Origin of the sequence: Myxococcus xanthus, assembly GCF_013116825.1 — a bacterium.
In the GTDB taxonomy this organism is placed as follows: Bacteria; Myxococcota; Myxococcia; order Myxococcales; family Myxococcaceae; genus Myxococcus; species Myxococcus xanthus_B.
Map to the genome: position 1 here is coordinate 1 of NZ_JABFNS010000063.1, position 26,669 is coordinate 26,669.

General features: G+C 67.7%; 20 protein-coding genes and 2 pseudogenes. 10 read left to right on the forward strand and 12 right to left on the reverse strand.

The annotated features are described in order from the left end of the window. Window positions 1-1,245: 1,245 nt before the first annotated feature. Window positions 1,246-2,883 carry an FAD-dependent oxidoreductase gene (locus HNV26_RS19410; protein WP_171445177.1) on the reverse strand — a complete coding sequence of 546 codons (1,638 nt, stop codon included), beginning with the start codon at window positions 2,881-2,883 and terminating at the stop codon, window positions 1,246-1,248. A gap of 214 nt (window positions 2,884-3,097) precedes the next feature. Further along, window positions 3,098-4,324 (reverse strand): fibronectin type III domain-containing protein, encoded by a 1,227-nt coding sequence (locus HNV26_RS19415; RefSeq protein ID WP_171445178.1) that lies wholly within the window; start codon window positions 4,322-4,324, stop codon window positions 3,098-3,100. Window positions 4,325-4,797: 473 nt separating this feature from the next. Here HNV26_RS19415 and HNV26_RS19420 point away from each other — a divergent pair, with 473 nt between their 5' ends. Beyond that, a complete protein-coding gene (locus HNV26_RS19420; RefSeq protein WP_171445179.1) occupies window positions 4,798-5,736 on the forward strand; it encodes a hypothetical protein in 939 nt (312 codons plus the stop codon). A 395-nt stretch (window positions 5,737-6,131) separates the two neighbouring features. Beyond that, window positions 6,132-6,668, forward strand: a pseudogene (locus HNV26_RS19425) (efflux RND transporter permease subunit); the annotation flags it as partial. Window positions 6,669-6,750: 82 nt separating this feature from the next. Here the strand turns inward: HNV26_RS19425 and HNV26_RS19430 are convergent. Continuing rightward, window positions 6,751-7,767: a right-handed parallel beta-helix repeat-containing protein gene (locus HNV26_RS19430; RefSeq protein ID WP_171445180.1), complete on the reverse strand. Its 1,017-nt coding sequence runs from the start codon at window positions 7,765-7,767 to the stop codon at window positions 6,751-6,753. Window positions 7,768-8,056: 289 nt separating this feature from the next. Here HNV26_RS19430 and HNV26_RS37930 point away from each other — a divergent pair, with 289 nt between their 5' ends. After that, window positions 8,057-8,392 carry a hypothetical protein gene (locus HNV26_RS37930; RefSeq protein ID WP_216612518.1) on the forward strand — a complete coding sequence of 112 codons (336 nt, stop codon included), beginning with the start codon at window positions 8,057-8,059 and terminating at the stop codon, window positions 8,390-8,392. Between the two features lie 213 nt (window positions 8,393-8,605). Here HNV26_RS37930 and HNV26_RS19440 read toward each other — a convergent pair whose 3' ends face one another. The 3 genes from HNV26_RS19440 to HNV26_RS19450 all read right to left on the reverse strand — a co-directional run bounded on the left by HNV26_RS19440 (window position 8,606) and on the right by HNV26_RS19450 (window position 13,342). Next, entirely contained in the window at window positions 8,606-10,030 is a 1,425-nt protein-coding gene (locus tag HNV26_RS19440; protein WP_171445181.1) for a DUF1552 domain-containing protein, read from the reverse strand. Then, window positions 10,027-11,742 carry a DUF1592 domain-containing protein gene (locus HNV26_RS19445; RefSeq protein WP_253816791.1) on the reverse strand — a complete coding sequence of 572 codons (1,716 nt, stop codon included), beginning with the start codon at window positions 11,740-11,742 and terminating at the stop codon, window positions 10,027-10,029. Before HNV26_RS19445 ends, HNV26_RS19440 begins: the two co-directional genes overlap by 4 nt. A gap of 229 nt (window positions 11,743-11,971) precedes the next feature. Further along, a complete protein-coding gene (locus tag HNV26_RS19450) occupies window positions 11,972-13,342 on the reverse strand; it encodes a hypothetical protein (protein ID WP_171444379.1) in 1,371 nt (456 codons plus the stop codon). 281 nt (window positions 13,343-13,623) lie between these two features. Between HNV26_RS19450 and HNV26_RS39325 the strand changes: the two are divergent. The 5 genes and pseudogenes from HNV26_RS39325 to HNV26_RS19475 form a co-directional block, all read left to right on the forward strand. Beyond that, window positions 13,624-13,695, forward strand: a pseudogene (locus HNV26_RS39325) (hypothetical protein); the annotation flags it as partial. 9 nt (window positions 13,696-13,704) lie between these two features. After that, entirely contained in the window at window positions 13,705-14,262 is a 558-nt protein-coding gene (locus tag HNV26_RS19460) for a dihydrofolate reductase family protein (RefSeq protein WP_171444378.1), read from the forward strand. Between the two features lie 223 nt (window positions 14,263-14,485). Then, window positions 14,486-14,731: a hypothetical protein gene (locus tag HNV26_RS19465; protein ID WP_171444360.1), complete on the forward strand. Its 246-nt coding sequence runs from the start codon at window positions 14,486-14,488 to the stop codon at window positions 14,729-14,731. Window positions 14,732-14,968: 237 nt separating this feature from the next. Next, entirely contained in the window at window positions 14,969-15,775 is an 807-nt protein-coding gene (locus HNV26_RS19470) for an SDR family NAD(P)-dependent oxidoreductase (RefSeq protein WP_090490566.1), read from the forward strand. Window positions 15,776-15,837: 62 nt separating this feature from the next. Further along, window positions 15,838-15,981, forward strand: a complete 144-nt coding sequence (locus HNV26_RS19475; RefSeq protein ID WP_171444377.1) for a hypothetical protein — start codon at window positions 15,838-15,840, stop codon at window positions 15,979-15,981. A gap of 238 nt (window positions 15,982-16,219) precedes the next feature. Here HNV26_RS19475 and HNV26_RS19480 read toward each other — a convergent pair whose 3' ends face one another. From HNV26_RS19480 to HNV26_RS19505, 6 genes are all read right to left on the reverse strand, one after another. Next, window positions 16,220-16,756, reverse strand: a complete 537-nt coding sequence (locus tag HNV26_RS19480; RefSeq protein ID WP_171444376.1) for an AAA family ATPase — start codon at window positions 16,754-16,756, stop codon at window positions 16,220-16,222. A 191-nt stretch (window positions 16,757-16,947) separates the two neighbouring features. Beyond that, complete coding sequence (locus HNV26_RS19485) at window positions 16,948-17,886, reverse strand: pirin family protein (protein ID WP_171444375.1); 939 nt, start codon at window positions 17,884-17,886, stop codon at window positions 16,948-16,950. A 60-nt stretch (window positions 17,887-17,946) separates the two neighbouring features. Further along, window positions 17,947-18,882 (reverse strand): LysR family transcriptional regulator, encoded by a 936-nt coding sequence (locus tag HNV26_RS38490; protein ID WP_171444374.1) that lies wholly within the window; start codon window positions 18,880-18,882, stop codon window positions 17,947-17,949. A 289-nt stretch (window positions 18,883-19,171) separates the two neighbouring features. Then, the gene (locus HNV26_RS19495) at window positions 19,172-20,569 is read right to left on the reverse strand and encodes a DUF1552 domain-containing protein (RefSeq protein WP_171444373.1); all 1,398 of its coding nucleotides are present in this window, start codon (window positions 20,567-20,569) and stop codon (window positions 19,172-19,174) included. Window positions 20,570-20,574: 5 nt separating this feature from the next. Then, entirely contained in the window at window positions 20,575-22,902 is a 2,328-nt protein-coding gene (locus tag HNV26_RS19500) for a DUF1588 domain-containing protein (RefSeq protein WP_171444372.1), read from the reverse strand. Window positions 22,903-23,583: 681 nt separating this feature from the next. Next, window positions 23,584-25,248 carry an Ig-like domain-containing protein gene (locus HNV26_RS19505; RefSeq protein ID WP_171444371.1) on the reverse strand — a complete coding sequence of 555 codons (1,665 nt, stop codon included), beginning with the start codon at window positions 25,246-25,248 and terminating at the stop codon, window positions 23,584-23,586. Between the two features lie 339 nt (window positions 25,249-25,587). Between HNV26_RS19505 and HNV26_RS19510 the strand changes: the two genes are divergently transcribed. Both HNV26_RS19510 and HNV26_RS19515 read left to right on the forward strand, forming a co-directional pair. Continuing rightward, on the forward strand, window positions 25,588-25,854 hold the full coding sequence (locus HNV26_RS19510) for a hypothetical protein (protein ID WP_253816792.1): 267 nt from the start codon (window positions 25,588-25,590) through the stop codon (window positions 25,852-25,854). 117 nt (window positions 25,855-25,971) lie between these two features. Next, window positions 25,972-26,625 (forward strand): hypothetical protein, encoded by a 654-nt coding sequence (locus HNV26_RS19515; protein WP_171444369.1) that lies wholly within the window; start codon window positions 25,972-25,974, stop codon window positions 26,623-26,625. Window positions 26,626-26,669 lie beyond the last annotated feature (44 nt).

Below are 26,669 nucleotides of genomic sequence, written 5' to 3' on the forward strand. Positions count from 1 at the left end.
AGATGTGTATAAGAGACAGGGTAGGGGGGCGGGTCGGCAACGAGCCTGGGGTGCTCAAGGCGGCAGGCGAGTTCGGTCAATGCAATCTGTGCCTCCAGCCGGGCAAGCGGTGCACCAAAGCAGTAGTGAATGCCACTGCCGAAGCCCAGGTGCGAGTTGTTGGGCCGGTCGGGCATGAAGCGGTCGGGGTCGTCGAAGCGCTCTGGGTCGCGGCTGCCCGCAGCGAGCATCAGCACGAGCGGCGAGCCCTGGGGAATGGTGGTGCCGGCAATGTCGATGTCGGCCAGAGTGACGCGGTCAGGCAGGAACTGCACCGGTGGTTCATAGCGCAGCAGCTCCTCGACCAGCGGGATGCTCAGCTCGGGCTCGCGGCGCAGCCGCTCGAACACGCTGGGGTGGCGCAGCAGGGTGAGCACGCCATTGGCGATGAGGTTGACGGTGGTCTCATGGCCAGCGACGAGCAGCAACGCAGCGGTGCTCAACACCTCTTCCCGCGACATCCGCCCGTCGGGGCCGTCATCCGTCAGGAACCCGGAGATCAGGTCGCCGCCGGGCTGGCGCAGGTGGGCATCGGCGAGCGCGGCGAGGTACTGCCCCAGCTCCGCTTTCGTCCGGTCGCGCTTGGCCTTTCGCTGCTCGATCGTCCCTGTGGTGGGGTCAAGGGTCTCGATGCTCGCGTCGGCCAACTCGTGAAAGCGCGATTCGTCCTCGCGAGGGACTCCCAGCAGCTTGCAGATGACAGTCACAGGGAATGGGTAGGCCACGTCGCCGACGATGTCGACCTGGTTCTTGCCCGCGAGCGCGTCAAGCAGGCCCGTGGTGGTCTCGACCAGCCAGGGACGAAGGGCATCAATGCGTCCGGGGGTGTGCGGCGGCCCGAAGGGCCTCATCGCCAGCTTCCGGAGCCGGTCGTGGTCGGGAGGGTCGCGCCGGATGAAGGGCTCTGGCAGCCCTGGAGGGCCCTCCTGGGGGGAGGGCGTGGCACCGGCCTGCCGGACGAGGTTGCGTATGTCGGAGCTGACCCGTGGGTCGTGGAGCAACGCGACAATCTCATCGTAGGTGCTGACGATGTACGTGCCGTCGGCCTCGCGCGCCACGGGAGTCTTCCGCAACTCGGCGTAGAGCGGGTAGGGGTTGGCCCGGTTGGCCGGGTCGAGGATCTGCTCGAAGATGCTGGCCTGTGCCATGAAGCGCTCTCCTTGAGTCCGTTGGAGGGGTGGGGTGACGCGGCTGCCGACACTCGGCTCACAGGTGCCGGTACACCCACCGGACTCGCCGCTCGTAGGGTTCACGGCCGGTGACCATGACGGTGGCCTCCTGGTCGGACACGGCCCGTTTCGGAAATTCGGGAGGGACGGGCCGCATCTCGGCGGGCTGATGGACGGTGCGGAAGGCGGGCGGGAACGGCGCGGCCGCATCGATCAAGCCTTGGTAGAACTCCAGCCATTTGGGCTGGTCGAAAGCGACCGCGGCGGTGACACGCCCCTTGTAGCCGTAGACGGCGACGAATCGGCGCTCGGCGAGTGAGCCCTGGGTGATGACGAGCGCGTCCGAGAAGGTCGGCACACCCACCGATTTGATGTTGACGCCGAATTGCGTGGACCAGAAGGTGGGGATGGCCAGGTGTGGCCAGCGGTCCGCTTCCGGGCTGAGCATGTTGTGGGCCGCAATCTTGGCCTGGGTGACCGCGTTGCCCCAGTGCTCGAGGGACAGGAACTGGTAGTCGTAGAGCGGGTGAGGGACGCGGGCCACGTCCCCGGCGACGAAGATGTTCCCGGTCACCAGGCCGTTGATGTCGAACGCGTGGCAGGCCGCATCACAGGCCACCCCCCATCGAGTCACCGCCAGCCCCGAGTCGCGCAGCCACTCCACGTTGCGGATCGCCCCTAGCGCGACCACGGCCACGTCGACGTTCAGTGTCGAGCCGTCGGAGAAGTGGGCCCGCCGCAGCCTCCCGTTTGCATCCCCCTCCAGCCGCGTGACGGTGACGCCGCAGCGCAGGTCGACGCCATGGTCGCGTTGCAAGGCGGCTGCGACCGCCCCGACGACTCCGCCGAGCGCCCCCACCAGTGGAGTGGCCCCCCGCTCCGTGACGGTCACCGGCAGACCCAGCTCGCGGCACGCGGAGGCGACCTCCGAGCCGGTGAACCCGCCGCCGATGACCAGGACCCGGCCGGGTCTGGCGGCCAGACGGCGCCGCAACTGGGCCGCATCGTCGCGGGTGCGCACCACCTCTACGCCCTCCAGCGACGCCTCCGCGTCGTTGGGCCACGGCCGGGCACGCGCCCCCGTCGCAATCAGCAACCGGTCGAACTGGACCCTGTTCCCGTCAGCAAGGAGGACCTGCCTGCCGGCCAGGTCCAGTCCCATGGCACGGACTCCCAGGTGCCAGTCCGCATCGAGCTCGTCGCTGTAAGGCAATAGCGTGTGGTCTGCCTTCACCCAACCTGTCAGGACCTGCTTGGAGAGCGGCGGCCGGTCGTACGGATCGTAGGCCTCATCCCCGATGAGGGTCAACGACCCAGCAAAGCCTTCGGTGCGGAGCATGAGGGCGGCAGTCAACCCGGCCAGGGATGCGCCGACGATAACGATGCGGCCACCGCGCTTGAACGCCGCTTCCGCGTCGGTGAGACGCACGGGCCCCCTGGGATTCCGTCGCTGTGCAGGCTCTTTCCGCATCGCCGCCAGGGTGCCCATTCCACCAATGTGGATGGCCTGGACGGGGCACGCCGCAGCGGCTCGCTTGATCTGCTCACGAAGGGCGTCGTCGGGGTTGGAGTCGTACAGCAGCGCATCCCCGCTCTGCATCCTGAACACGCTCGGCGCAAGGAAGGCGCACTGCGCATACCCCTGGCAGCGGGTGAGGTCGACGACGACTCTCATGGGCACACGGCCTCCTCAAAGGGATGGCATTTCGCATGGGAGGCGCACGGGAGGAATGGGCCGGAAGTTCGAAGGGAATGACCAGTCACTGAACTCCTCGCTCCTCGCGGCGCTCGCCGAACACGGTCCACGGCCGCCTGCAACCGCGCGCGCCACGTCCTTGGCCGGGCCTTTGGCTCAGGAGGCCAAAGGCGTCGGGAGGTGCGGCGCGGCCTCAGGGGCGCAGCGAGTCAAAGTAACAGTAGAGCTCCACGGGATCTCCAAACCCATACGCATTCTGGGCGACGAGAGAGAACCGCATGGGGTTCCCTTCGCGAGGAATCTCCGGGAGGACGTAGCGCAGCTTGGTGGTGTACCACTCGGTGTAATAGCCGCCGAGCATCGTCGCGATACGGTACTCCACTACCGGGTGCCCATAGTCGAACTCAGGCGGCGTCCAGGCGAACGTGATGTTCTCGTCCGAGGTGTCGCAGGTGGCATTGCGCGGCACTGACGGTCTTCGAGCTAGCATGCTCGCGATGCGCTCCGAGACGGTGCCCCGCCCCGCCTCGTTCTGGGCGACGACCGTGAAATGATAGGTCGTCGAGTAGAGCAACCCCGTCACGTTCAACGTCGACTCGGTCGTCTCCGCGGTCCGTAGGACCTCGTCGTTCAGGTACACCGTTACCAGATAGCCGGTGATGGGACGGCCTCCCGTGTCCTCGGCAGTCCAGCGCAAGAACACGCGCGTCGAGTACGAATTGGCCGTCAGCGTGGGAGCCCCTGGCGTCGTGAAGGGTGTGGCGGAGACGGAAGTCCCGGCCCCCTTTGCATGTCCGTTGTCGGCGACGACAGTGAACGTGTACGCCCTCCCGTTCGACAACGAGATCAGCGTGGCCTGCGTCTCCGTGACGGTGACGGTCACCGGCTCGGCCTCAATCCCCGCATCCTCGGCCTGCGCGGTGATGACATAGCCGGTCAGGGCCATGCCCTTGCCATCGGCGGCATCCCACGTCAGCACGACCTCCTGGTTCCCAGGCACGGCCACCAGGTTGCTCACCGCGCCGGGCGTCACGTGCGGCGTGACGAGGGCCGTGCGCGTGGACGCAGCACCACGGCCCCGGTCATTCACCGCAATCACGCTGAACGCGTAGGCCGTGCCGTTGGTCAGGTCAGTGATGTGAGCCCGGGTCGCGGACGCCGGCAAGGTCACGACCCGAACCTCGGTCTCCCCGGAGAAGACATACACCGCATATTCGAGAATCGCGCTGCCGCCGTCGTTCGCGGGCGCCGCCCACGTCACCGTGACTTGTGAGTCCTCCGCCACCGCCGCCACTTGGGTCGGCGCCTGGGGGACCGTCACCTGCGGTTCCTGGGGGGGCGGGTCATCCGAACCGCCACATCCCATCCCTCCAAACAGCCCCAGCAGCACCGCGGCCAAAAACCGGATTCGTCCGTTCATCTCGACAGTCCTTCCGCATCACTGGGAAACGCTGGCCTACAGCATTACGCCCGCCTGCGGGAAGAGAGGCCGGATGGACCCTGTCCTTCAGGAGGATGTGCTCGCACAGCCCTGGCGCAGGACAACCGCTCACCTGAACAAGCCCATGGGTAGAGAGAGCTCCCAGCCCTTACATACGCACAGGGTTTTGGAGATGAAGATCGTCACGAGCGTCCCGGCCACGTACGAATGACAAGACTCGTTGACCTCGGTGCGCCCGCACGCATCCACGCGCCCTGGCAATGTCGACTATCGAACCAGGACGTCGGAAGCAACTTTCTGCGATACGAAACGCCATTGACGAGATTCGACAAGTTGCCTGACTGTGTTTGCGGTATATCTGGCCATGCGCGACTGGCGCCGCAGAAGGGCGTGATGCGCATGTGGTTGCAGGTCAGGCGGTGGCGCATTCTCCATTGATTGTGGGACACGCAATGAAAAGCAAGCGATCGTTTCGACTGGGATTTTTCTTGGCAGCCACTCTTGGGTCGACAGGGTGCAGCGACTCTCTTGGTGAAGAGCAAACGCCCATAGAGCTCAACCCTTCATCGCTCACTGAAGCGCAACTGTCACTCCAGCGCATCGACAAGCTATATGAATCCAATCCGGTGGCCGCGTTGGAAGCCAAGCAGCAGTTGCGTCCAAGGCTCGATGAAATCAATCATCTGATTGCTCGTGTCGAAATGGCACCTGAGCACCATGTTGAATTTTATGATTCGGGGGGCGGTGGCCTGCTCATCATGGAGCGCGGCCCTGCTGAGAATGGACATATCCTGCGTGATGAAGATGTTGCAGGTCACTCCGCCGTCGAACTCTATCGTCGGCTTACGGGAGGATCGACACCGCCAGAAGCACTGGTCAGGGCCGAATCGCTCAGTGAGGCCCATGATGGCTCCCATATCATGCCTGCGCGAGATGAGATGGTTGCCAACCCGGAATCTTCAGAGGGCTTTGCCCCGGATGTCACCCAGTCGTGGACGGGGGCCGATGGCCAACAATGGAGAGATGCTGCCTGCTTCAAAGCCGGGGAGTTCTTCGGTTGCTTCCCCAATTCAACCGGCCATGGATGGGCGCATGCATCTGCCAAGACGTCATTTTTCAGGCTTGGACCCTACAGGGGGAGCGTGAGGCTACAGGCTTCTTACAATGGTGGCGCATGGGGCTCTTGGGTCTTTTTTGCGGGAGAATCGGTGCAGTACTGGCAGCGTAGTGCTAGCTATTGGGCATGCCCTTGGTACGAGGCATGCGGCGTGCAGGAGTACTATATTCGACAGCATCGATGGGATGTCTTGGATGCGGACGGCGACGGGTATCACTTCAGTCACGCCTTCAGGAGCAATTGCAGCTGGATATCGTGTGACAATGCCCCCTGACGTCCACAGATGCTGGTCAGCAGGACGTTCGACTTCGACGTGTTCGCCTGCGTGAGGTGTGGAGGCAGGCGGCGGGTGTTGGCGTACGTGGAGGGGGCCCCCCGGGGTGCGGGCGGTTCTAGAGCACCTGGGCTTGCCCACGGCCTGTGCGAGGTTGGCCCCGGCACGAGGGCCACCTCAGGCCGCGTGGTGTTGAGGCGCAAGACAGCCACCAGGCTGGCGGCCCCTGCCACGCACCTGATGGGGGCGCGGCCTGGGCAGGCGTGTTCCCCAGGGGGTTCAAGCGGTCTGTCCTCCTGCCGGGAGCATCGCTCGGGAGGCCCCGTCAGCGGCCTTCCTCGGCCCCTCCGCTCCAGCCATCACCCTCAACAGGGCCTCTATCCCGCCTATACGTCGTGGCGTACATGGTGCTGGGGGCGCAGTTCAACTCGTTCCTGCCCCCCGTCACGGTGCTCACCATTCTGCCGCTGTCGGTGGCGGGCGCGGCCTTTGCGCTGCTGGCCACGGGCAGCACGCTGAACATCTTCAGCATGGTTGGCTTGCTGCTGCTGATGGGCATCGTGAAGAAGAACTCCATCATCCTGGTGGACTACGCGCTGCAGGAGCGGGAGCGCAGGGAGGATGCGTTCCAGGCCATGCTGCGCGCGGGTCCAGTGCGGCTGCGGCCCATCCTGATGACGTCCACCGCGACGATAATGGCGGCGGTGCTGGCGCTGGGCGCGGGCTCGGAGACGCGCGCGCCCATGTCCATCGCCGAGCTCGGCGGCCTGTCCGTGTCCACCGTGCTCAGCCTGCTGGTGGTGCCCGCCTTCTACGTCATGGCGGACCGGATGAAGACGCGGCTGGGTGCGAGGCTGGGAAAGAAGCCGGATGCCGAGTCGGGCCCGCACCCGCCTCGCACCGACGAGCCCCGGCCGGCCACGCACGGCTGAGCGGCGGAACGGAGCTTCCGTTCCACGCACGCCGCCAGCACCCCCGTGAGTCCAACCGGGTGGGGCTGGCGGCGTCCTCGTCTCAGGGGGCCACGAGCCCCAGTCCCTCGAAGGTGACGTCGACGTCACCCAGGCAGTCGGCGAGCTTCAGCGGCGAGTCGGGGCGGAGGCGGAAGTCGCCCGCGTCGGCGTCCCTGAAGAGCGGCTCCAGCACCACGTTGCCGTTCTCACCCAGGACGACGCGCGGCGGGACGGCGTGGGTCTCCGCGGCGTGCTGGTCATTCTGGAAGAAGACGTTGCAGCGGATGTCCCCCGTCTGCACGTACATGTGGCTGAGGCCCACTGCCGATCCGGCGATGACGTTGCGCCGGATGTCGACCTGGCCCGCCTGCACGCCGAGGGCGAGCGAGGTGTTCTTCCAGAAGATGTTCTCTTCGACGACGGCCGCGTCCTGGAGGTGGTTGAAGGCGAGCGCGTAGTCATTCCTCCAGAAGAGGTTGCGGCGCACGTCCGCGAGCGCGTGGAAGTAGAGCAGCACCCCGGTGCCGTTGCCCTCGAAGATGTTGTTCGTCACGAGCGCGGACGTCGTCGCGTCATGGCCGTCCGCGAAGATGGCGGAGGCGTACCAGTTGCCGCCGCACCAGCGGTCCAGGTCGGACGTCATCGTGCACCACGTGTCGGAGCCCACGTTCCGGAAGGTGAAGCCGGAGATCTCCACGTCGCTGGCGCCGGAGTAGTCGATGAGGTTGAAGGGCTCGCCCAGGCCATCCCAGAGGGTGATGGGCGCGCCCGCGCCGATGAGCCGGATGCCGCTCTTGAGGACGACGTGCTCGGAGTAGACGCCCGGCGCGACGTACACCGTGTCCCCGTGCTGTGCGGCGTCGATGGCGGACTGGATGGTGTCGTAGTGCTTGGGCACCACGAGGGTGCGCGGCCCGCGGGGCTCGGGCTGTTCCGGGGCCGCTCCAGCGGGCTGCTGCACGTCAGGTGTGTCGAGTGCCGCGCCCTCGGCGTCGAGAGACTCGTTGCCCGTGGGGCTTCCACAGGCGGCCAGGCAGAGCGTGAGCAGCGTGAGTGAGCCAGGGTGCTTCCAGGACATGGTTTCCCCTCCCAATGGAGTCACGAGACAGCCGGCCCCTGTCGCACCACGAAGTGTTACCCGAATCCGAAGCGGAATGGCTCCTCGAAGATCTGAGGCTCGCGGCCGTTGAACCCTCAGAGTTCTGAGAGAGTGTGTCGTGTCCTGAACGCGCCGCACGCTACGCTGCGTTCCTGATTCCCGTCGGAGGCTTCGTGAAGCGGCTTGCCCCTGTGTTGTCCCTGCCCACCCTCGTCCTGGGAGCTGTCGCCACGGCCCAGCCCGCCGCGTCGCCGTGCACGCCGCGCGGATGCTCGACGTGAAGAGCGGCAAGTACGTGGCCCAGCCGGTCATCCTCATCGAGGGTGACCGCATCGTGAAGGTGGGCCCCGGGCTGCAAATCCCCGAGGGTACGGAGGTGGTGGACCTGGGGACGTCCACGGTGCTGCCGGGGCTCATCGACTGCCACACGCACCTGAGGGCGCGCGAGTCGGAGACGCCGAACGGCTACGAGCTGGCCCTGATCACCAAGTCCCTGGCCACCCGCGCGCTGGAGGGCGCGGCGAATGCGCGGCACCGGGGCTTGCCCACGGCCTGTGCGAGGTCGGCCCCGGCACGAGGGCCACCCCAGGCCGCGTGGTGTTGAGGCGCAAGACAGCCACCAGGCCGGCGGCCCCTGCCACGCACCTGATGGGAGCGCGGCCTGGGCAGGCATGTACTCCAAGGGGGTTCAAGCGGTCTGTCCACCGGCTGGGAGCATCGCTCGGGTGCGCTTGCCCCAACTCCACGGACAGCGTGGTCACGCTGCCTGAACGACCTGCTCCAGCGCAGGACACTGGAGCAGGACGCAATCGTCCACTCAGGCGATGAGCTCGGAGAGCACGCCCTTGGTCAGCGACGGGTCGCCGAAGTCGTCCAGGTTCCCGCCGGCCGCGTTCCTCAGCCCCACGGCGGTGCCAATCGTGTTCAGCATCCGGTTGTGGTTGGGATTGCCGCCGCCCGACGCCTCGACGTAGACGCCCTGCTTGAAGAAGCCATTGCAGCTCCCCGCCAGGACGAAGGGCACATTGCGCGCCGAGTGAGCCGGCCCGTTGCCCAGGTCGTTGTACCAGACAGCCACGCCGTGCTCGATGAGTCGCTTTCCGTCCGGCATCTGGTAGGCCACCAGCCGGTCCAGGAGGTGCTTGAAGGCGCTCGCGAACTGCACGTCCACGTGGTGGTGCAGCAGGTCCGAACCCGTGATGATGCCGCCGCTGGAGTCGTGCGACGAGCGACGGTGGGACACGTAATGGAAGTTCTCCATCAACTGCCCCGTGTCCGGGTTGCGGTAGCGCGTGTCGCCGTCGTTGCCATTGCCCACCTGGATGACGGCCGCGCGGTTGGTGCCGCACGCCATCGCCATCACGGCGATGTCCATGTGCAGCCTGGCGGTGGCGAGCACCTCGGTGCCGTCCGTGCTGTCATAGCCGGGCGACTGCTGCTGGAGGATGAGCTCCTGGTCCGCGCGCATGCGGCAGCTCAGGGCGACCTCCAGGTCCCGGACGTTGGACAGGTGCAGGTCCAAGCGCTCATGGTCGGACGCGCTCAGCTCGGGACGCTGCTGGAGCGCCTGGAGCTGGGCCTTCACCAGGTCGTTCACGCTGCGCTGCCGGACGAGGAGCTGCTCGCGAGCCTCGGGAGTCAGTCCTCCCGGGCCGCCAATCATCGTCTGGTACGCATTCCACGGGTCATGCAGCGCGGCCCGGCGGACGTTGCTGCTCCGGTAGGAGAGGCAGGGCCCCCCGAGCCAGCCGCCACGCCGGCCCGCGTAGAAGACGAGCGAGTCACGCTGCTGCGGATTGAGCTCGCGGCCGATGCGGTGGTCGATGGACTCGCCCGCGGACTCGGAGCCGCCGCCCGCGCCCTCCACCACGGGGCCCTGCGCGGTCAGCCCCTGCATGGCGCCGCGGGCGTGGCCGTCCCCGTAGTTGTAGTCCTTCATGTTGACGTTGCGCACCAGCAGCAGGTGCGCGCGGTGGTCATCGAGCACGCCCACGGCCCGCCCGGCCATGCTCTCCGCGGTGAGCGCACCCAGGGTGCGCGGCCAGAAGCGCTCCGGCTCCGCGCCGAGCTCCGACGTCGTCTGGGCCGAGGCGACGCCGTTGGCCTGCCGGAAGAAGATGGCGTACGGCAGCCCCCCCGAGTCCGCCGCGCGGGCGGTCCTCGGCATCAGCCCCTCGAGAAACGGCAGGCTCAGCATCGTCCCGCCCAGGCCCTTCAACACCCTCCGGCGACTCAGCTTCATGGCAGCTCCTCCGGGTGGCGATTCACGAAGCCCTCGCTGGTGACGACCTCCACGACGAGATCGACGATGGACAGGTTGCCCGCCTTCGACAGCTTTCCGAGCCGCTCCACCAGCGGCACATCCTCGTGGGCGGACGGGCGCCCGTGGAGGTACTCCACCCAGTGCTTCGCGTAGCACGCATGCACCGCTTCATTGGCCGCGAGTGCGTCCGCCAGGTCGAGCGCGTCGCGCACCGACACCGTCTCTCCGTTGATGTTGGGAGACGCGCTGGCGTCCACCGGATGTCCGTTGTCCGTGGTGCGGTAGCCGCCGATGGCGTCGAAGTTCTCGAAGGGGAAGCCGAGCGGGTTGATGAGGTTCGAGTGGCAGCTGGCGCACGCAGTCCCTGGCGCTTCGGTGTGCGAGGCGACGACCTCACGATTGGTGCGGCCCTGGGGGGCGGGGAGCGGCGGGATGTTGGCCGGCGGCGCGCCAATCTTCCGGCAGATGATGCGCTCGGACACGAAGACGCCGCGGTGGATGGGGTCCGGGTCCACCGACGTCGCGTGCGAGGCCAGGAAGCCCACCTGGGTGAGCACGCCCTTGCGCTCGCGCGAGTCCAGCGTCACGGGGACGAAGTCGGCGGTGAACGTGCCACTCAGCCCGTAGACGCGCGCCAACTCGTCGTTGACGAAGGTGGCCGGCGAGGTGAGCAGGTCGCTGTAGCCGCCCTTGCGGGAGAAGACGACGTCCTGGACGAAAAGGGTCGTCTCCCGGGCCGCGTACTCCCCGAGGCGCTCGGACACCTGCGGGTAGCGCGTGAGGGAGGGCCGGATGGCGGCATGGCGGGGCACGTCGAAGAGGGTGCGGTGGAAGGCCTCCACCACCTTGTTCGAGCGCGCGTCCTGGAGCATGCGCCGTGCCTGTGTGGCGACGCCCTCGCGGGAGTGCAGGGTGCCCTCGCTCGCGGCGGCGAACAGTGCGTCGTCCGGCATGGCGCTCCAGAGGCCGAAGCTCAGCCGCGAAGCCACTTCGTAGTCGTCGAGCGGCACCCGGTCCTGCACGGCCTGCGTGCTGCGCTCCACGCGGTAGAGGAAGTGGGGCGACTGAAGGAAGGCTTCAATCACCAGCCGGATGCCACCCTCGAAGGCCGACATGTCCGCGTAGGCCTGGGGCCCCTGGCGGTACAGCCCGAGGTAGCTCTCCACCTCTTCGGACGTCAGCGGGCGCCGATGCGCGCGCAGGCCGAAGGACTCCACGAAGGCGCGGGCGCGCTCCTCGCCGGTGGCGGCCGACGGAGGCAAGAGGCGCGCGAGCTTCGTCGCGTCCGTCGTCACCTGGCCGGCGAGTTCAGCGGCGGCGCGCTGGTAGGCGCCCCAGAGTGCCTCGTCGACAGAGAGGGCGCGCGCATCGTTGTCGAAGAGGAAGCCGCTCTGGGCAGGGTCCGCGCGGAAGGTGCCCGCCAGCGTGGTGGGCGGTGCGTCCAGCCTGAGCAGCTCCTGCACGCTGTTCGTCCACTGGACGTGCGTCAGGCGCGCCATTCGCACGGACGGGGCTGGCTTCTCGATGGCGGTGGGCGGGGGCGTACCGGGGCCGGGCCCTCCACCGGGGCCCTCCGGGTTGGAGATGGTTCCTTCGCAGCCAGCAGCCCCGCTCAAGACCAGCCCGAGCACCACCGGGCGCCACCACCGTCCCCGCTCCGCTGGCTCTCGTGACAGCCGTTGTGATCGCATCCTCGGCACGAGCGCCTCCATCATTGAGAGACATACCAATCAGATGGATGATGCGTTCCTGTCAATGTAGCCGCGACTCGCACGCGCATCGGTCGAATGGCCCGATGACACGGATACTGAAAAACTCGTGTCACGCGTGCATACGCGTTGCATCTTTCGTGTGGGCCTCGCGGAAAGTGAGGAGGAGGCGCCACATGCGTGGGGGACAGACCCCCTCAATGCGGTGGTGTTACAGCCTGAGGTACACGCCGAGCTGACCGCTGAAGTACAGGTCCTTGGCGCCGCCGGCGAAGACCGGGGCTCCCTCCGCGGCGTCGGCGGTGAAGGAGTAGCTCCGCAGCGCTCCGCCCAGCCGCAGACCCAAAATGCGCGTCAGGGCGAACTCCACGGCGAGCTCGCCATCGAGTCCGGAGCCGCTCAGCTCCGGGAGGTAGTCGTCCGAGGACAGCTCGCCGCCGCTCAGCACGTGCTGGTAGCCCACGCGCGCGGCGATGGCCCATCGCTCGGTGAGCGCCTTGCGCAGGCCCAGCTCCACGTGCGCGAAGCGGTAGTCCACGTCGGGCAGGGCGAAGGTGCTCTCCGGCGGGAGCTCCACCGCGAAGGAGTGGGTGCCGTATAGCGCGCCCACCGAGACCTCCAGCCACGGCAGCGGCAGGCGAAGGCGCAGGCCTCCCTCCAGGAGCTGCGCGGTGGTGCCGTAATCGGAGCCATCCGGGAGCCGCGTGGACAGCCCGAGGGCGCGTGAGCCCCGCGCCACGATACCCAGGTTGTGCACCATCCCATCCGTGAAGTGGGAGAGCGGGAAGTAGCTCACCGAGACGCTCGCCGCCGCGGCGCTGTTGAGGCTATATTCGGGCAGCACGTTGGCGTTGCTGCCCGAGAAGTTGAAGCGGCGGAACAGCCCCTGTCCGGACAGCAGCGCCTCCAGGATGGGGCCGTCCAGGTTGCGAAGGCCGGCTGCCTTCGGCTCGGGCTTCACCAGCGGCTCCTCCTTCTTCACGGTGGGCGGAGGAGGCTTCACCACCGCCGGGCGCGGTGCCTCCGCGATGGGGGTCGGGGGCGCGACCTCCGGCTCGGAGACAGGCGTCGGAGGCGTGACGGCGGCAGGCGGGAGGCTCTGCTCCGGGCCCGCCTTCAGGGCCGCGCCCAGCTTGGGCTCGAGTTCGCGCCGCACGTCGGGGAAGGCGCGGTTCGTGCGGACGTCCCAGCGCTCCTCCGCGAGGAGGGTGCCGTCCTTGCCGGAGTAGGCGCGGACCTCCACGTCCCAGCGCTTCGTCCCCTTCACCGAGGCGAGGATCAGCACGTCCGCGCCGAGCTTCTTTGCCAGCGCCTGCCGCTGCTCATCCGTCTTCGGACCGCCGCGGATGCGCTTCACCTGGGCATCCACCTTCTTCGCGGGCAGCACCTCTCGCCCGCGTCCCTTCTTGCCAAACTCCTGCGTCAGCACCCTGCGCAGCGCATCCGCCTGGCGGCCCTCCGGGCGCAGCACCGCGACTCGGGTCTTCTGCGCTTGCGTCTTCTTCGCCTGCGCGGCCTCGGCCGGGCGGTACGACACGACCAGCGCCAGCACCAGCAACACCCATCCCGCGATGCGGCTCACAGGGCCACCTCCTTGGAGCGAGCAGACGAGGTGGTAGCGGCCGGGAGGGCAGGGACGAAGGGGCGGGAACACATGGGGGCTCGGCTTCCAGTGTCGAGACGGGGGCTGCCTCAGCCCCAGCAATTGAGGGGCCAACATCCCGGAGCTTGGAGCCTATCTCGGTAGGCGCGCGTGGAACCAGGTAATGACGCCCACTGCGAGGTGCAGCATTCCCAGGGCCCAGCGGCTCGTCATGCGAATCATTCACGTCATGACGCGTGTTCTGACGCAGGCTCGCGACGCCTTCGCTCCTGGCGCACATCCTCTGCGACAAGTTCTGCGACGGCCTGCCGTTCCATCGCCAGGAGTGTTAGACCCGCCGCATGGGAATCCTGACCTTCAGCATCAACGTCACCCTGGATGGCTGCGTTGACCACCAGGAGGGAATCGCCGACGACGAGACACACGCCTTCTTCACCCGCCTCATGGACGAGTGCGGGGCGATGCTGTGGGGCCGCGTCACCTACGAGCTGATGGAGAGCTTCTGGCCGGCGGTCGCCCGCGGCGACGAGGAGGCGCCGCCGGCGATGCGCGAGTGGGCGGTCAAGCTGGAGGCCAAGCCGAAGTACGTGGCGTCGTCGACACGAAAGGACTTCCCGTGGACCAACAGCCACCACATCGCTGGCGACCTGCGCACGGGTGTGCAGAAGCTCAAGGACGCGACCCCCGCCGGCGTGCTCCTCGGTAGCGGCAAGCTCGCGACCGAGCTGGACCGGCTGGATCTGATCGACGAGTACAAGTTCCTCGTCCACCCCAGGATCGCCGGCCATGGCCCGACCCTGTACCAGAGCGGGCTGCCCAGCACGCGACGGCTCGAGCTGGTCTCGGCGAAGCCGCTCCGCAGCGGCGCGGTCGCCATGCACTACCGGCGCGCGCGCTGACTCAGCTCAGAGCAGCCCCATCGCGCCCAGCTCGCGGGCCAGCGCGTCGTCGGGAGCCGCGCTTGGGCCGTTCATTTCCTCCTCGCGAACGCCCGCCCGGCTGTCCCACGCGGCGCTCAGCGAGGTCGCTCGGCGCGCGAAACGCCCGGAACTTCTGGGGAGAAACGGCGAAGCCTCCTCGGCTCGCTCCTGGGGGCTTCTGTCTACCGACCCTCGCCGTCTGTTGGCGACGAGAGAGAAATGGCTCCGTCACCTCGACGTAGACGTCCCGGGCGCGCCGGGCACTCGCGACGCTTCGCACGCGGTACAGCCCTGGCGCCGTCACCCGCACCGTGGCCGTATCGCTGCCCTGGCGGTTGAGGTCCGCCGTCCGGGGGGCCTGCTCGCGGGCGAGACGATGACGCCCACAGCCTGGCTGGCCATGGGCGCCATCCTGGGCGCGGTCGTGTTGCTGACGCGCGAAACGTGACGCTCAGTTGACGAGCAGCACCTTGCCCACGCCGCCCTGCTCCGCGCGTGGTGTTGAGGCGCAAGATAGCCACCAGGCCGACGGCCCCTGCCACGCACCTGATGGGAGCGGGGCCTGGGCAGGCGTGTACCCCAAGGGGGTTCAAGCGTTCTGTCCACCAGCCGGGAGCATCTGAAATGGACGAAGAGTTCCTGGCTGCCATCATCCCGCGTGACTCACCAGCAGCCAGGAGGCAGCGTGAATCTCATATCAAACAGTGCCATCGTGACGGGAGCTGCACAGGGCATCGGGCGGGGAATCGCCGAGCGACTGATGCGGGATGGGGCCAACGTGCTTGTCTTTGGCCGGACTCAGGCGAAGGTGGAGGAGACCGCCAGGGACCTCAACCGCATGTTCGACGGGAATGCGCGCGCCGTGCCTTTCACGGGTGACGTCCGCCGGCCGGAGGATGTCGCCCGGAGTCTTGAGGTCGCCACGCGCGAGCTGGGCCTGCCAGGAATTCTGGTGAACAACGCGGGGACCGCCACGCTGGCGCCGCTGCTCGACCTGCCGGACGAGGACTTCGACCAGGTGATGGCCATCAACCTGAAGGGGCCCTTCCTGTTCATGAAGGCCTTCGCGCGGGCGCTCGTGCAGGCCAAGAAGCCCGGCGTGGTGGTCAACATCTCCTCCCTGAACCAGCTCGCGGTGACGGATGGGTTGTCGCACTACTGCGCGTCGAAGGCGGGACTGGCGAACCTCTCGAAGGTCGCCGCGTCGGAGCTCGGGCGGCATGGAATCCGGGTGAATGTGGTGGCCCCTGGAGCCATCCAGACACCGCTGGCGGAGAGTGTCGGACTCATCGAGGTCATGGGGCATGAGTTCCTGGCTCGCACGCCGCTGGGCAAGCCGTGTGGAATGCCGTCGGATGTCGCGGGCGTGGTCTCCTTCCTGTGCGGCGAGGACGCTGCGTGGATCACCGGGGAGACCATCTCCGTCGATGGTGGAAACCACATCCGTGGCCTGCACAGCTACTGGGACATGCTGAGCCGCGCCGCGAAGTAGCGGCCCCAGGCGGTGCTCACGCTTCTCGGCTCTCTCCGGAACGCGACCACATCAGCCGAGGCGTGAATCAGGAGCGCGAGCTGTCCCAGCAACAGGGGCACGGCGACTTCGACTCGCAGGATCCGGGGGCCGAGGCTGAAGGGAGTGACGCTTCGGGCCTGGATGAGTATTGGTCGGGGAAGCCGCCGGTGAAGGGCAGCTCGTAGAGGGGGTGGAGCCAGTTGGTCGTGTAGTTGAATTCCCAGTACTGAGTCCCTGGGGCAACACCTACACGCACTTCGTGCAAGACAATGCCTGGGATGAATACAGCTCGAAGTGACGTACACGCCGTGATTCACGGGCGGGCTCCAGACGCGAGAAGGGTTCGCGTCTGGAGCCTTGCCGGAGCGGGGCAAGGGGACGGTGGGGGCCGAGCCTGCGGGCCGTCCGTCAAACGCCTCCCGGTCAGCGGATTGCCCGTGCAAGGACCTGTTTCACCCGTGCGTCCGCCGTGCCGTGGACGGTGAGCACCTCCACGCCCAGCTCGTACGGGTCGTCGAGAAGCACCCTGGACAGCGTCTCGTCTACCGCGGTCCTCATGTGGATGTCTTCACGGGCCCGGCGCCGGATGCGATCCGGTGCCTCGATGGGCACGAAGACGATGAGGTCGAGCGTCTGGATGGCGGAGCGGACCCGGGGATGCCATTCCTCCAGGTCGAACGCCTCCGCGTCCTCATGCGCCTGGAGATAACCCAGGAAGTCGACAGGGCAGCGGTCGAACAGGATGTCGCGTGAGTCTTTCTCGGCTTGAAGCAGCTCGGCCGAGAACCGGAGCTGTTCGATGAAGTCCTCCAGGGAGGGGGGAGACGCGAACTCGTAACCCTCTTCCTCGAGGAGGAGGTACGGCTCTTCCGCGAGCCGGTACCCCTCGAGCTCTTCTCCGAGCAAGTCAATCAGCGTCGACTTGCCCACCCGGTGTGAACCCGTCACGGCGATGCGCATGCCTGCTCATACCGCATCCCCGAGGATCGCGTCCCTCGGGGCGCGGGCATGCGCGAGGGCCACCCCAGGCCGCGTGGTGTTGAGGCGCAAGATAGCCACCAGGCCGGCGGCCCCTGCTGTTGACGCCCCCGGGACGGTGTGTCCCGGAGGCGCCAGCACCCCTTGCACGACGTCAGCCGCCGCGCGCCCCGTTACTCGGGAATCCCACCGAAGGCGCCCGACTCGAAGTCGTCGATGGCCTGGATGATCTCCCGGTGGTTGTTCATCACGAACGGCCCGGTGTGGGCGATGGGCTCGTGGATGGGCTCGCCCGCGAGGACGATGAAGTGCGTGTCCTCGTCGGCCCGGAGGGAGAGGGTCTCCCCGTCGTTGGCGAACACCGCGAGCTCACCGCTCCGGATGCTCTCCGCGCCCACCGTCACGCGGCCGTTGGCGACGAGCACCAGGGCGTTGTGGTTCGAGGGCAGCGACAGGTTGAAGTCCTCGCCGGCGCGCACCTTCACGTCGAGCATGGAGATGGGCGTGAAGGTCCTGGCGGGACCCTTCGCGTCACCGTAGCTCCCGGCGATGATCCGCACCCGGCTGTGCTCCGTGGCCTCACCGCCTCCTTGAACGGGGACCACCGGAATCTGCTCCTTCGTGATGGGCTGGTAGCCCGGAGCGGACATCTTGTGCTGGCGAGGCAGGTTCACCCAGAGCTGGAGCATGTGGAACGTGCCCCCGCGCCGGGAGAAGTCGTGCTCGTGGTACTCCTCGTGGAGGATTCCGGACGCCGCCGTCATCCACTGCACGTCCCCGGGACCGATGACGCCGGAGTTGCCCGCGTTGTCGCGGTGCGCGACGTGACCCTCGAACGCGAGTGTCACCGTCTCGAAGCCACGGTGCGGATGCCAGCCGACGCCCCGCTGGCCCTTCGCCAGCGCGGGGTAGTCATGGGGCGGATGGTAGTCGAGCAGCAGGAACGGACTGGTCCGCTCCTGGCGCAGGCCGCCGCTCGGCACGAGGGTGTGGACGCGGAAGCCGTCACCCACCCAGTGCAGCTCGCCGCCACCATGGACACTCTCCAGGGTGCGGGGGCGGGAAGTGGCTCGAGGAGAAGTAGGAACGCTGACTTGGGTCGTGGTGCTCATGGTTCCAAACCTAAGAGCCGAGCCCCGTCTGTAAATCGCTCCAGGTCGTGATGCTTTTCATCACGTCGTGTGATGGTCCACGCCCGCGAGCGCGAACTGGCACAGCGAGGTGAGCCGGTTCGAGGCCCACGTCGCCACCGGGCCCATCGGCGTGCCCTTGCGGCGCACCAGGGCGAGCGGGCGCTGGGGTGGGGGACCGCCCTCCCAGGCAGCCAGACGCAGCGCCACCAACCGTCCTGCGGCGAGGTCGTCGCGGACGAGGTGCTCGGGCTCGAGGCCCCAGCCGATGCCGCCGACGAGGAGTGAGTGCTTGGTCATCAGGTCCGCGACACGCCAGAGGCGCGAGCCGATGACGCCCCGGTCCGCCGTGCCCGTCTTGCCCTCCGGCAGCCGCTCGCTCAGGACGATTTGGATTGCGGAGGCGAGGTGCGCCTCCGTGAGGACGCCCTTCAGCGCCGCGAGCGGATGTGACGGCGCGGCGACGGGAATCATCTTGAGGAGCGCGATGGGGCGCTGCTCCAGGCCGGTGAGGTCCAGGTCCGCGCCGGCGATGCCCAGCGTCGCGCGCCGCTCGCGCACGCGCTCCGTCACCGCGGACAGCAGCTCCACCTCCAGCGCCAGCTCCACACCCGGGTGCGTGCGCGCCAGCTCCCGCACGAAGTCCATCAGTGCGTCAGTGGGGAACATTGCGTCCACTACCAACGACAGCTTCGTCTCCTCGCCGCTCTTGAGCCGGCCCACCACCGCCTGGAAAGAGGCGATGTCTTCGTGGAGTCGCTGCGCCGCCGCGACGACGGCTTCTCCCTTCGCCGTCAGACGCGGGACGCGCCCGCTCCGGTCGAAGAGCCGCAGGCCGAGCTGCTTCTCCAGCCGCTGCATGGCTTGACTGACGGCGGGCTGCCCCTGGCCAAGCTTCCGAGCCGCCGCGGAGAAGCTTCCCTCCTCGGCCACCGCGCGGAGCGTGCGGAGCTGGTCGATGGTGACGCTTTCGAGCACCGCGCGACTGCATCACATCGACGGCGATGATGCACGCGCGCGTCCTCCCGCTCCTTGTTCGAGGACAGCCAGGAGGCGATGCGCGAAGCCAGCGTCGCGGCGGCGGTGCTCTCCGGGAGGGCGCCCCGGAGCATCTCGCGGGAGATGGCCTCCGCCGCGCCGATGACGCCCACGCAGCGGTGCCGCAGCGTGTCCCGGGGCAGCCCACAGAAGGGCAGGAGGACGTTCGACTTCGACGTGTTCGCCTGCGTGAGGTGTGGCCATCCGCACGCAAGGGCGTTCTCACTGCTCAGCCGTACAGATCGCTCAGCGGTCCCGGCGCGATGCGCGTGCTGCCCTCCTGCCCGAAGGTATTGAAGTCCGCGTCTCCGAACGCGTGGCCGAGCGTGTTGAAGAGGTTCGAGACCTGCCGGTTCCGGGCCGCGTCGTACTTCGGGTACACGACCGTGCGCCCGTCAGTCTTCAGGCCCAGCGCGTTGCCGCCCACCACGAGCTTCGGCCACTCACGCGAGGTCGAGTGGTGCTGCTCGCCGTTGTCGGACATGAAGACGATCGCGGTGTGATCCAACATCGAGCCGCTCGCGCCGACCTCGGGCGTGGCGGCCAGCGTCCTCGCCAGGTTCGCCACCAGTTGCACGTGACGGCGGGTGATTTCGGCGACGCGGTCCCAGTTCTGCCCCGCATCCAGGCCGTGCTGCAGGCTGTGTCGCGGGATGTCGGTCACGTCCGGGCCGTAGGCCACGTCGAAGCCCGAGGTGCCCGTCGCCAGCACCACCGTGTTCGTCAGCCCGCCCAGGAGGGACGCGGTGGCGATCTGGAACTGCGCCTCGAACCACTTCAGCGAGTCGGGCGGTGAGCCCGCGCCGGTGATGAGCGGGTTGTCCCTCGGCGCCGGTGGCAGGTAGGGCCGCACGCGGTTCGCCATGCCTTCGAGCTGATCCTCCCGCGTGCGCAGCGACTCGAGCGAGGAGACGTAGCGCTCCAGTTTCAACCGCTCGTTGGAGTTGCCGCTGAACTCCGCCAGCGCCTTCCGCGAGTCGGCCAGCGCGAAGTCGAAGAGCATCTTGCGATCTCGCCCGTTCGTCGAGCCGCCGAGCAGCGAGCCGAAGGTGCTGTCGAACGCGAGCGACGGATTGACGATGATGCCCGCGGGCTTGCGGGGGCCGAGCGCGCAGGTCTCGTACACGATGGACACGCGCGCGGAGCTGGTGCCCAGCCGAAGCACGTCGAACGGTGCCCCACGGCGCAGGCGAGGCGCGATCACCGCGTCGAAGGTCGCGCCCGCGCCGTTCACCGCGCAGCTCAGCCCGCCCGTCCCGCTGGAGTGCCCGCCGCCCGCGATGAGGTTCGAGAGCCCCAGCAGCACGGCGGAGCGGTTCACCAGGTCGATGTTGCCGGAAGACGCCGCCAGCGGCCCGAGACTGATCGCGCTGGCGAGATTGTCGCCCTCGCGCACCAGCGGCGTGTCCTTGTACGCGTCCCAGAAGATGCGGTCGGAGGTGTTGGCGCGCCCGCCCAGCGCCGCGCGGGTGCCCGTGCTCAGGAGCGCGCGGGGGTAGACGCCATTGCACTCGAGGACCAGCACCAGGCGTGCCGGCAGCGCTGACGACTGGGCGTAGACGTCGTGGAAGTAGGGCGCGAAGAGGCCGGCGGCCATGCCCTTCAGGACGGTTCGTCGCGAGAACATGGCAGTCACTCTCCAGCCTGCGGCACACGCCGCGTCTTCCAGGTGTCGCTGGTCATCAGCGTGGTCAGCATCTTGGAGAACGAGCCGTTGTTCTGGTCATAGGCCTGCTCCATCTGCGTCAGCGTACAGGCGTCGCTCGGGTTCTCCGGGCGGCCCATGAAGTAGCGGAAGGCTTGTCGCAGGAAGCAGCGTTTCACGTGCTGCGAGGCCGCCAGGCGCTCGCTCAACTCCACTGCGTCGCGCACCGGGCCGTCCAGCCCGGGGTCCGGCATCGACGTGAGCGTCGAGCTTCCGTCCGGCGTGGTCCAGCCTCCGCTGGTCGAGTGATCCCGCGCGCGCAGGAAGCCCGCGTGGTTGTAGATCTCGAAGGGCAGGCCGAGCGGCTCCATCAGGCGGTGACAGCCCTGACACTGCGCTCCGGCGGTCGCCTCCTGCAGGCGGCGGCGCGCGTTCTTGTCGGGAGCGTGAGCGCCGACCTGGGCCGCCACCTGCACGCTGCTGAGCGGCGGGACGAACCCGCACAGGAGGTTCTCGCGCACCCACTTGCCGCGGTGGACGATGGACGGATCGTCCTCGAAGTTGCCGCCGTGCGCGGCCAGCCACACCGGGTGGGTCAGCACGCCCGCGCGCTCGGTGGCAGGCAGCGTCTTCCAGCGGCCCGCGACGGTCGCCGGGAGGATCTCGCTGACGTTGTAGGGGTGCGAGAGTCCCTTGTGCGAGTCGTACGCCGCGTGCTGCATGGAGGGCACGTAGAAGGTGCGCGTGGTGAGCAGGTTCGCCAGCACGTCTTTATCCTCGACGACCACCCGCGCGATCAGATCGTCGAACTGTTGGATGAAGGTCGGCTCCAGCGGATGGAAGTTGGTGAGCAGGTTCTCGTACGAGACCGAGCTGATGTAGCCGAGCCCCTCGAGCTCGAAGCGCGAGGTCGCCGCCGGGGACTCCTTGAACACCGCGGCCACGTGCCCGTAGCCGAGCCACTCGCGGAAGAAGCCCGCGACGCCGTCACCCAGCCAGTACTGCCCGCGCTTGGAGCGCTGCTCCTCGTTGTAGTCCTGCACCAGATCGAAGCGCGGTGTCCCGTTCTGGTGGGCGTCGACGCCGCCCAGGTACTTCTCGATCAGGGCGGTGGTCGTCGCATCCTGCTTGAGCGAGCCATCCTTCGCGGCGGTGGCCACGTCCGCCAGATGCCCCTCGAGGGGCGCGGAGTAGTAGGGCCACACGAAGCTCGGCGTGGCGGAGGGCGCGCGCCCCGCCAGCGCGTAGGCCAGCTGCGAGCCCAGCTCGAGGCTGGTCAGCTCCACGCGACCGTCGGCCGGCTCGCCGCCCATCTCGCGGCGGAACATGGCGCCGGTCATCATCCACGCGGCGTTGGAGATCCGCGTGATGGAGTCCGCGCGGTTTCGCGGGGAGTAGCTCGGCTCCTGCGCGATGACCTCGGTCGCGAAGGCAGTGAGGCGGGTGAGCTCATCCTCGGTGGGCGGGCGGAAGAAGACGCCGAACTCGAGCATCTGGCCGAGGTGGAAGCGCTTGCAGGAGTCGCTCGGGTTCGCGTCGTCGAACATGCACCTGAAGCGGCTGTCGGTGTAGACACGCTCCATCCGGTTGCCGTCCGGGTAGTTCATCGTCCACGGCGCGGCGGCCGCGCCGACCACCGGCAGGAATAGCTCCACCGTGGCCTCGTCCAGCGTCTCGTCCGTGGCCCAGGAGCTGTACTGCTCCATGGCACTGGGATCGAGCGGGTTGTCGTAGAAGCTGAACCCGGTCCAGCTGCGCTCGACCGAGCCACCGACGTTGCGGGTGAACTCGCGCCGGTTCAAGCGGCGGATGCGCGTCGACGCATCCGAGCGCACGCCTTCGGTGCAGCTGAAGAGCGCAGACTGATCGAGCAGGTTGGGCTCGGGCACCACGGTCACGGGCGGGCCGCTCGTGCCACTGCAGAGGGGCATCCCCTCCCCAATCCAGGTCTCGAGCGCGGCGAGGTCGGCTGCGCTCGCGCGCTCATGCGGGGCCGGCGGCATCGGAGACGCGTCGTCGCGCATGCGGATGAGCGCGCGCTGGGCGTTGCTAAGCCCTCCATCCATCACCGAACTCACCCGCATGTCGTGCAGGGTGCGCAGCGGCATCGTCGCCCCCTGGGTCGGCAGCGCGCCGTGACAGCTGGCGCAGCGCTCGGCGAGCACCGACTGCACCACGCACGCGGCGCCCAGGTTCCCACCGGGCCCCCCGGGCTCCCCTGGGTTGTCAGGGCCTCCGGTGTTGGTGTTTGGATCGTTGGAGCCCTTGCACGCAACGAGGCTCAACAGTCCGGCCAGCAGGAGGACGCGGTTCATCCGGCCAGACTGGCACGGACGGCAGGTGGGATAGCAAGCAGTCCCTGCAAAACGGGCTCAGACCTGCCTGGGCACCCTGTGGTGCCGTCGGTGGTGGTTCGACCGTGAAATTGCCCGGGTTCAGTGGACAGGTGGCTCAAGCTGTCAGCGGCAGTCATGCAATGCGCCAGCACAGCCATCGACCACGCCCCGCGCGTGCAGACGCCTCCCAACTCACGCATCGGTGAGTTGCTGCCCGACGAATGGAAGAGGCGACGCGTCGCCGAGCCGCTTGACTCAGCGCTCGCACGAGGAACGTGACGAAGACACCGGAGAGGAAGAGGACACAGGCCGTGCAGGCGGGGACGCCAATCACCACATACAGCAGGGGCGATAGGGTGAAATGAGCGGGCGCATTGTACTGTCGCGGCGATTGCATGGGGGCTCCAACGAAGGGAGGGGCCTTCCGCCGAGCATCGCCCTCACTCCCTGGAGGCTCACGCTGGACCATGCCTTCTCGCCCAGTCGTGTTGCAGCGCTCGCCGAGCACGGCACCCAACCGCCTTCAACATCTCACGCCACGTCATTCGCCTGACGGTTGCGAAGAGAGGCCGCGCCAGCAGGTCTGGCGCGGCCCTTCGACGGGGCACCCGGCCAAGGTGAGACCAGGGGGCTACCGGAGCGTCAGTGCCCGCGTGTGGCTCACGGAACGGTGACCGTCACGGCGTTGCTGCGTTGGCTGTTGCCCACGCGGTCATACGCGATGGCGACAATGACGTGCGTGCCGGACTTGCCCGTCGTGTCCCACGTACGGGTGAAGGGCGCGGTGGTCGAATAGGGTGTCTGGATGACACCGTCGATCTCGAAGGCGACGTAGTAGAGCGATTGGCTGTCACTCGCATTGGCAGCCAGCGTGACGACACCACTGACGACGTCTCCGTTGGCCGGTGCGGTCAGGACGGACGTGGGCGGCGCGTTGTCGACGATCAGCGAACGGGTGTGCATCGCGACATTGCCTGCCCTGTCAGTCGCGCGGAGGGTCAGGCTGTAGGGGCGATTGGCCAGCACCCGCGTGTCCCACGCGAAGGCGTACCCAAGGCTGGTGGGGCTCGTCAGCGAGCCCTTGAGGTACCCTTCCTGGAAGAACTCTGCCAGGACCACGCCTGAGAGGGACTGGTCGGTCACGGACCAGCTCACGGAGATGTTGCCGCGCACGTAGTTCAGGGTCTGTGGGTTGTACTGGGGCGTGCCCGAAAGAATGATGGGCGCGAAGTTGTCCACCATGACGCTCACCGGGTCGGAGATGCCCGTGTTGTTGTCCGCGTCGAAGGCCTGGGCAGTCAGCACCCGGGTGCCCGAGGGGGACGTCGTCGTGTCCCAGTCCACGATGAAGGGGGGCTGGGTGTCGGAGGCGATGAGGGTGGACCCGGAGTAGAAGTCCACGCGCGTGACGCCGAGGTCGTCGTAGGCGCTCGCCGTCAGGGTGATGGTGCCGCGCACGGCGCTGCCCGGGCTCGGCGAGAGGAGCGTCACGGTAGGGGCTGCGCTATCGGTGCACAGCAGGTTGCCGAAGTCCTTCGCGAGGCGCCGCGCGTCGGTGGATTTCGAGCGCGCTGAGTCGAGGACCGATTCCGTCGTGCGCACCTGGAGCCGTCCAGGGGCGGCGGTGAATCGGTCGGTGACGGTCTGGAGGGTGGTGTTGAATGCCTCCGTACCCGGAATCTGCGTGGCGAGTGCATGCCATTGCCGGGCCCAGTGGAGCGCGTCCGAGGGCTTGGATGCCGGCAGGTCGTACACGAGGGTGGCGGTGAGGGGCAGTGGCTTGCCGTCCGCATCGATTGCATCGAAGACCAGGTGGCCCTCGCCAGCGCTGTGCCGGTCCGAATTGTGGGTGTCCACGTGGTTGACGATGGCCTTCAGCCGCAGCGGCGCCTTCGTCATGTCCAGGGTGCCATCCGCGAGTCTTGGCCACGCTTCGAGGAGCCGGGCCACGAGCGCGCGGGTGACCGCGTCCTGCTCCGCACCCCGCAGGAGTCCGTCGCGGACGAACTCGGAGGGTGCGACGTCGCCGCTCATCTCCGCCAGTCGTCGGCCGAAGCTCCACGCGCCGTCCGCGGCCCCGTGCACGTTGGGCATCGCTCCGGACCAGGCCGTACGCACTGGGTCATTCAGCACTGCCGCATCCTGGATGAGCAGCTCCCGCTCCGGTTTGATGGAGGAGAGGCAATCCAGAGGCGCGCTTGTCTGCAGGAGCTCGGCCTGGGAGCTCTCCGACGCGTCCGGGACATCACCACAACCGATGGATGCCAGGGCCGCCGCGCCAAGCAGTGCGGAAAGGCCACGGGCCCCTTTCGAAACGATGCGCATGTGGATTCTCCTTTGAGGAGGCTGTGCTCGCATGGAATTGAGAGCGGCAGCGCACAACGATATATCAAACAATCGGCTGGGGAGCGCCAGGGGAGGGGAGTGGATGTCGCGACCAAGTCCTTGTGAGGGTTCGTCCTATTAGTGCCTGTCATTGCGGGTCGTAATTCTCCAGGGAAAGCCAGCCGCGAGGACTGGCTCTGTCCCGGGGCATGGTAGAGAACGGGCATGGATGCGACGGTCGCGCTGTGCCCCCTTCATCCCGAGCGGCCCGCGGAGGGGACGTGTAGCCGCTGCGGCTCCTTCTTGTGTGAAGGCTGCCGCAGGTGGCAGGTGGGGCGCATGCTCTGCCTTCACTGCCACACCGTCGCGCTGGGAGAGAAACCCTCCAAACGCGCCACGCTGGCGCTCATCTTCGCCACGGTGGGGTTCATCGGGTTCGTGCCGGGCCTCGTGGGGCTCGTGTTGGGCTACCAGGAACTGGCGGCCATCCGGCGCGGTGCCGCTCCTGGCGCAGGGGAGGGATGGGCCGTGCTCGCGCGCAACGTCGGCTGGTTCCATGTGGCCATGCTGGTCATCATCGGCTTCGGGGTGGCCTTGAGGAACTGAGCGGGCAGTCTGGCTTCGTCACGGCGCTGCCCGATGTCGCTCGTGGCTTTGCAATGGTGTCCACCGGACAGCTAGTTTCGCCCCCTTGACCCGGTCCGGGTCGAATGAGGGGTTCACGTGGGGTCGAAGAAGCTGGCGCTGGAGGCGGGGGGGCCGCCTCGCTTGGAGTTGTCATGGGGATGGGGATGGAAGCGGTTCACCGTCACCCTGGATGGAAAGGTCGTGGGAACGCTGGACGGCGGCGCGTCCGAGCTCAGGCGAGGGGGGCGCTTCAAACTCCCCGACGGAAGCACGCTGAACGTCCTGCTCCAGAGTGGCTTTTTCCGCACGGGCCTGGCGGTGGTGCGCGACGGGGAGGCTGTTCCCGGGTCGGACACGGACCCGGCGCAGCAGGTCAAGCGCGCGGCGAAACTGCTCTATTTCCTGGCGGGCCTGAACACCTTGATCGGTGTCGTCGCCATGGTGGGCCAGAGTGACATCCTGAAGGCGGCGGGGATGGGGCTGGGCTCCATCCTCTTCAGCTTGCCAATCGCGGTTTTAGGCTTCTTCACTCATCGCGGCACCCGCGTGGCGCCCATTCTCGCAGGCATCCTGTTCACCGCCGACGGACTCTTCTTGGTCGTGAACTCGCTTACGGAGGGAGGGCGCTTCCCCATCTTCGCTCTCATCGTCCGAGCCTACATCGTCACCGCGCTCGTCACCGCGGCGAAGGCCGCGGGCGAATTGCGACGTCGCGAACAAGAGAACGCGGACGTGTCGCTCCAGCCCTGATTCCAGGAACGACGACGCCCCTCGGCGCTTCGCCAAGGAGCGTC

Excerpts from the sequence above, each read along its gene's own strand:
- HNV26_RS19410 (WP_171445177.1), bottom strand. The coding sequence starts at position 2,883 with ATGAGAGTCGTCGTCGACCTCACCCGCTGCCAGGGGTATGCGCAGTGC.
- HNV26_RS19415 (WP_171445178.1), bottom strand. The coding sequence starts at position 4,324 with ATGAACGGACGAATCCGGTTTTTGGCCGCGGTGCTGCTGGGGCTGTTT.
- HNV26_RS19420 (WP_171445179.1), top strand. The coding sequence starts at position 4,798 with ATGAAAAGCAAGCGATCGTTTCGACTGGGATTTTTCTTGGCAGCCACT.
- HNV26_RS19430 (WP_171445180.1), bottom strand. The coding sequence starts at position 7,767 with ATGTCCTGGAAGCACCCTGGCTCACTCACGCTGCTCACGCTCTGCCTG.
- HNV26_RS37930 (WP_216612518.1), top strand. The coding sequence starts at position 8,057 with ATGCTCGACGTGAAGAGCGGCAAGTACGTGGCCCAGCCGGTCATCCTC.
- HNV26_RS19440 (WP_171445181.1), bottom strand. The coding sequence starts at position 10,030 with ATGAAGCTGAGTCGCCGGAGGGTGTTGAAGGGCCTGGGCGGGACGATG.
- HNV26_RS19445 (WP_253816791.1), bottom strand. The coding sequence starts at position 11,742 with ATGCGATCACAACGGCTGTCACGAGAGCCAGCGGAGCGGGGACGGTGG.
- HNV26_RS19460 (WP_171444378.1), top strand. The coding sequence starts at position 13,705 with ATGGGAATCCTGACCTTCAGCATCAACGTCACCCTGGATGGCTGCGTT.
- HNV26_RS19480 (WP_171444376.1), bottom strand. The coding sequence starts at position 16,756 with ATGCGCATCGCCGTGACGGGTTCACACCGGGTGGGCAAGTCGACGCTG.
- HNV26_RS19485 (WP_171444375.1), bottom strand. The coding sequence starts at position 17,886 with ATGAGCACCACGACCCAAGTCAGCGTTCCTACTTCTCCTCGAGCCACT.
- HNV26_RS19495 (WP_171444373.1), bottom strand. The coding sequence starts at position 20,569 with ATGTTCTCGCGACGAACCGTCCTGAAGGGCATGGCCGCCGGCCTCTTC.
- HNV26_RS19500 (WP_171444372.1), bottom strand. The coding sequence starts at position 22,902 with ATGAACCGCGTCCTCCTGCTGGCCGGACTGTTGAGCCTCGTTGCGTGC.
- HNV26_RS19505 (WP_171444371.1), bottom strand. The coding sequence starts at position 25,248 with ATGCGCATCGTTTCGAAAGGGGCCCGTGGCCTTTCCGCACTGCTTGGC.
- HNV26_RS19510 (WP_253816792.1), top strand. The coding sequence starts at position 25,588 with ATGCTCTGCCTTCACTGCCACACCGTCGCGCTGGGAGAGAAACCCTCC.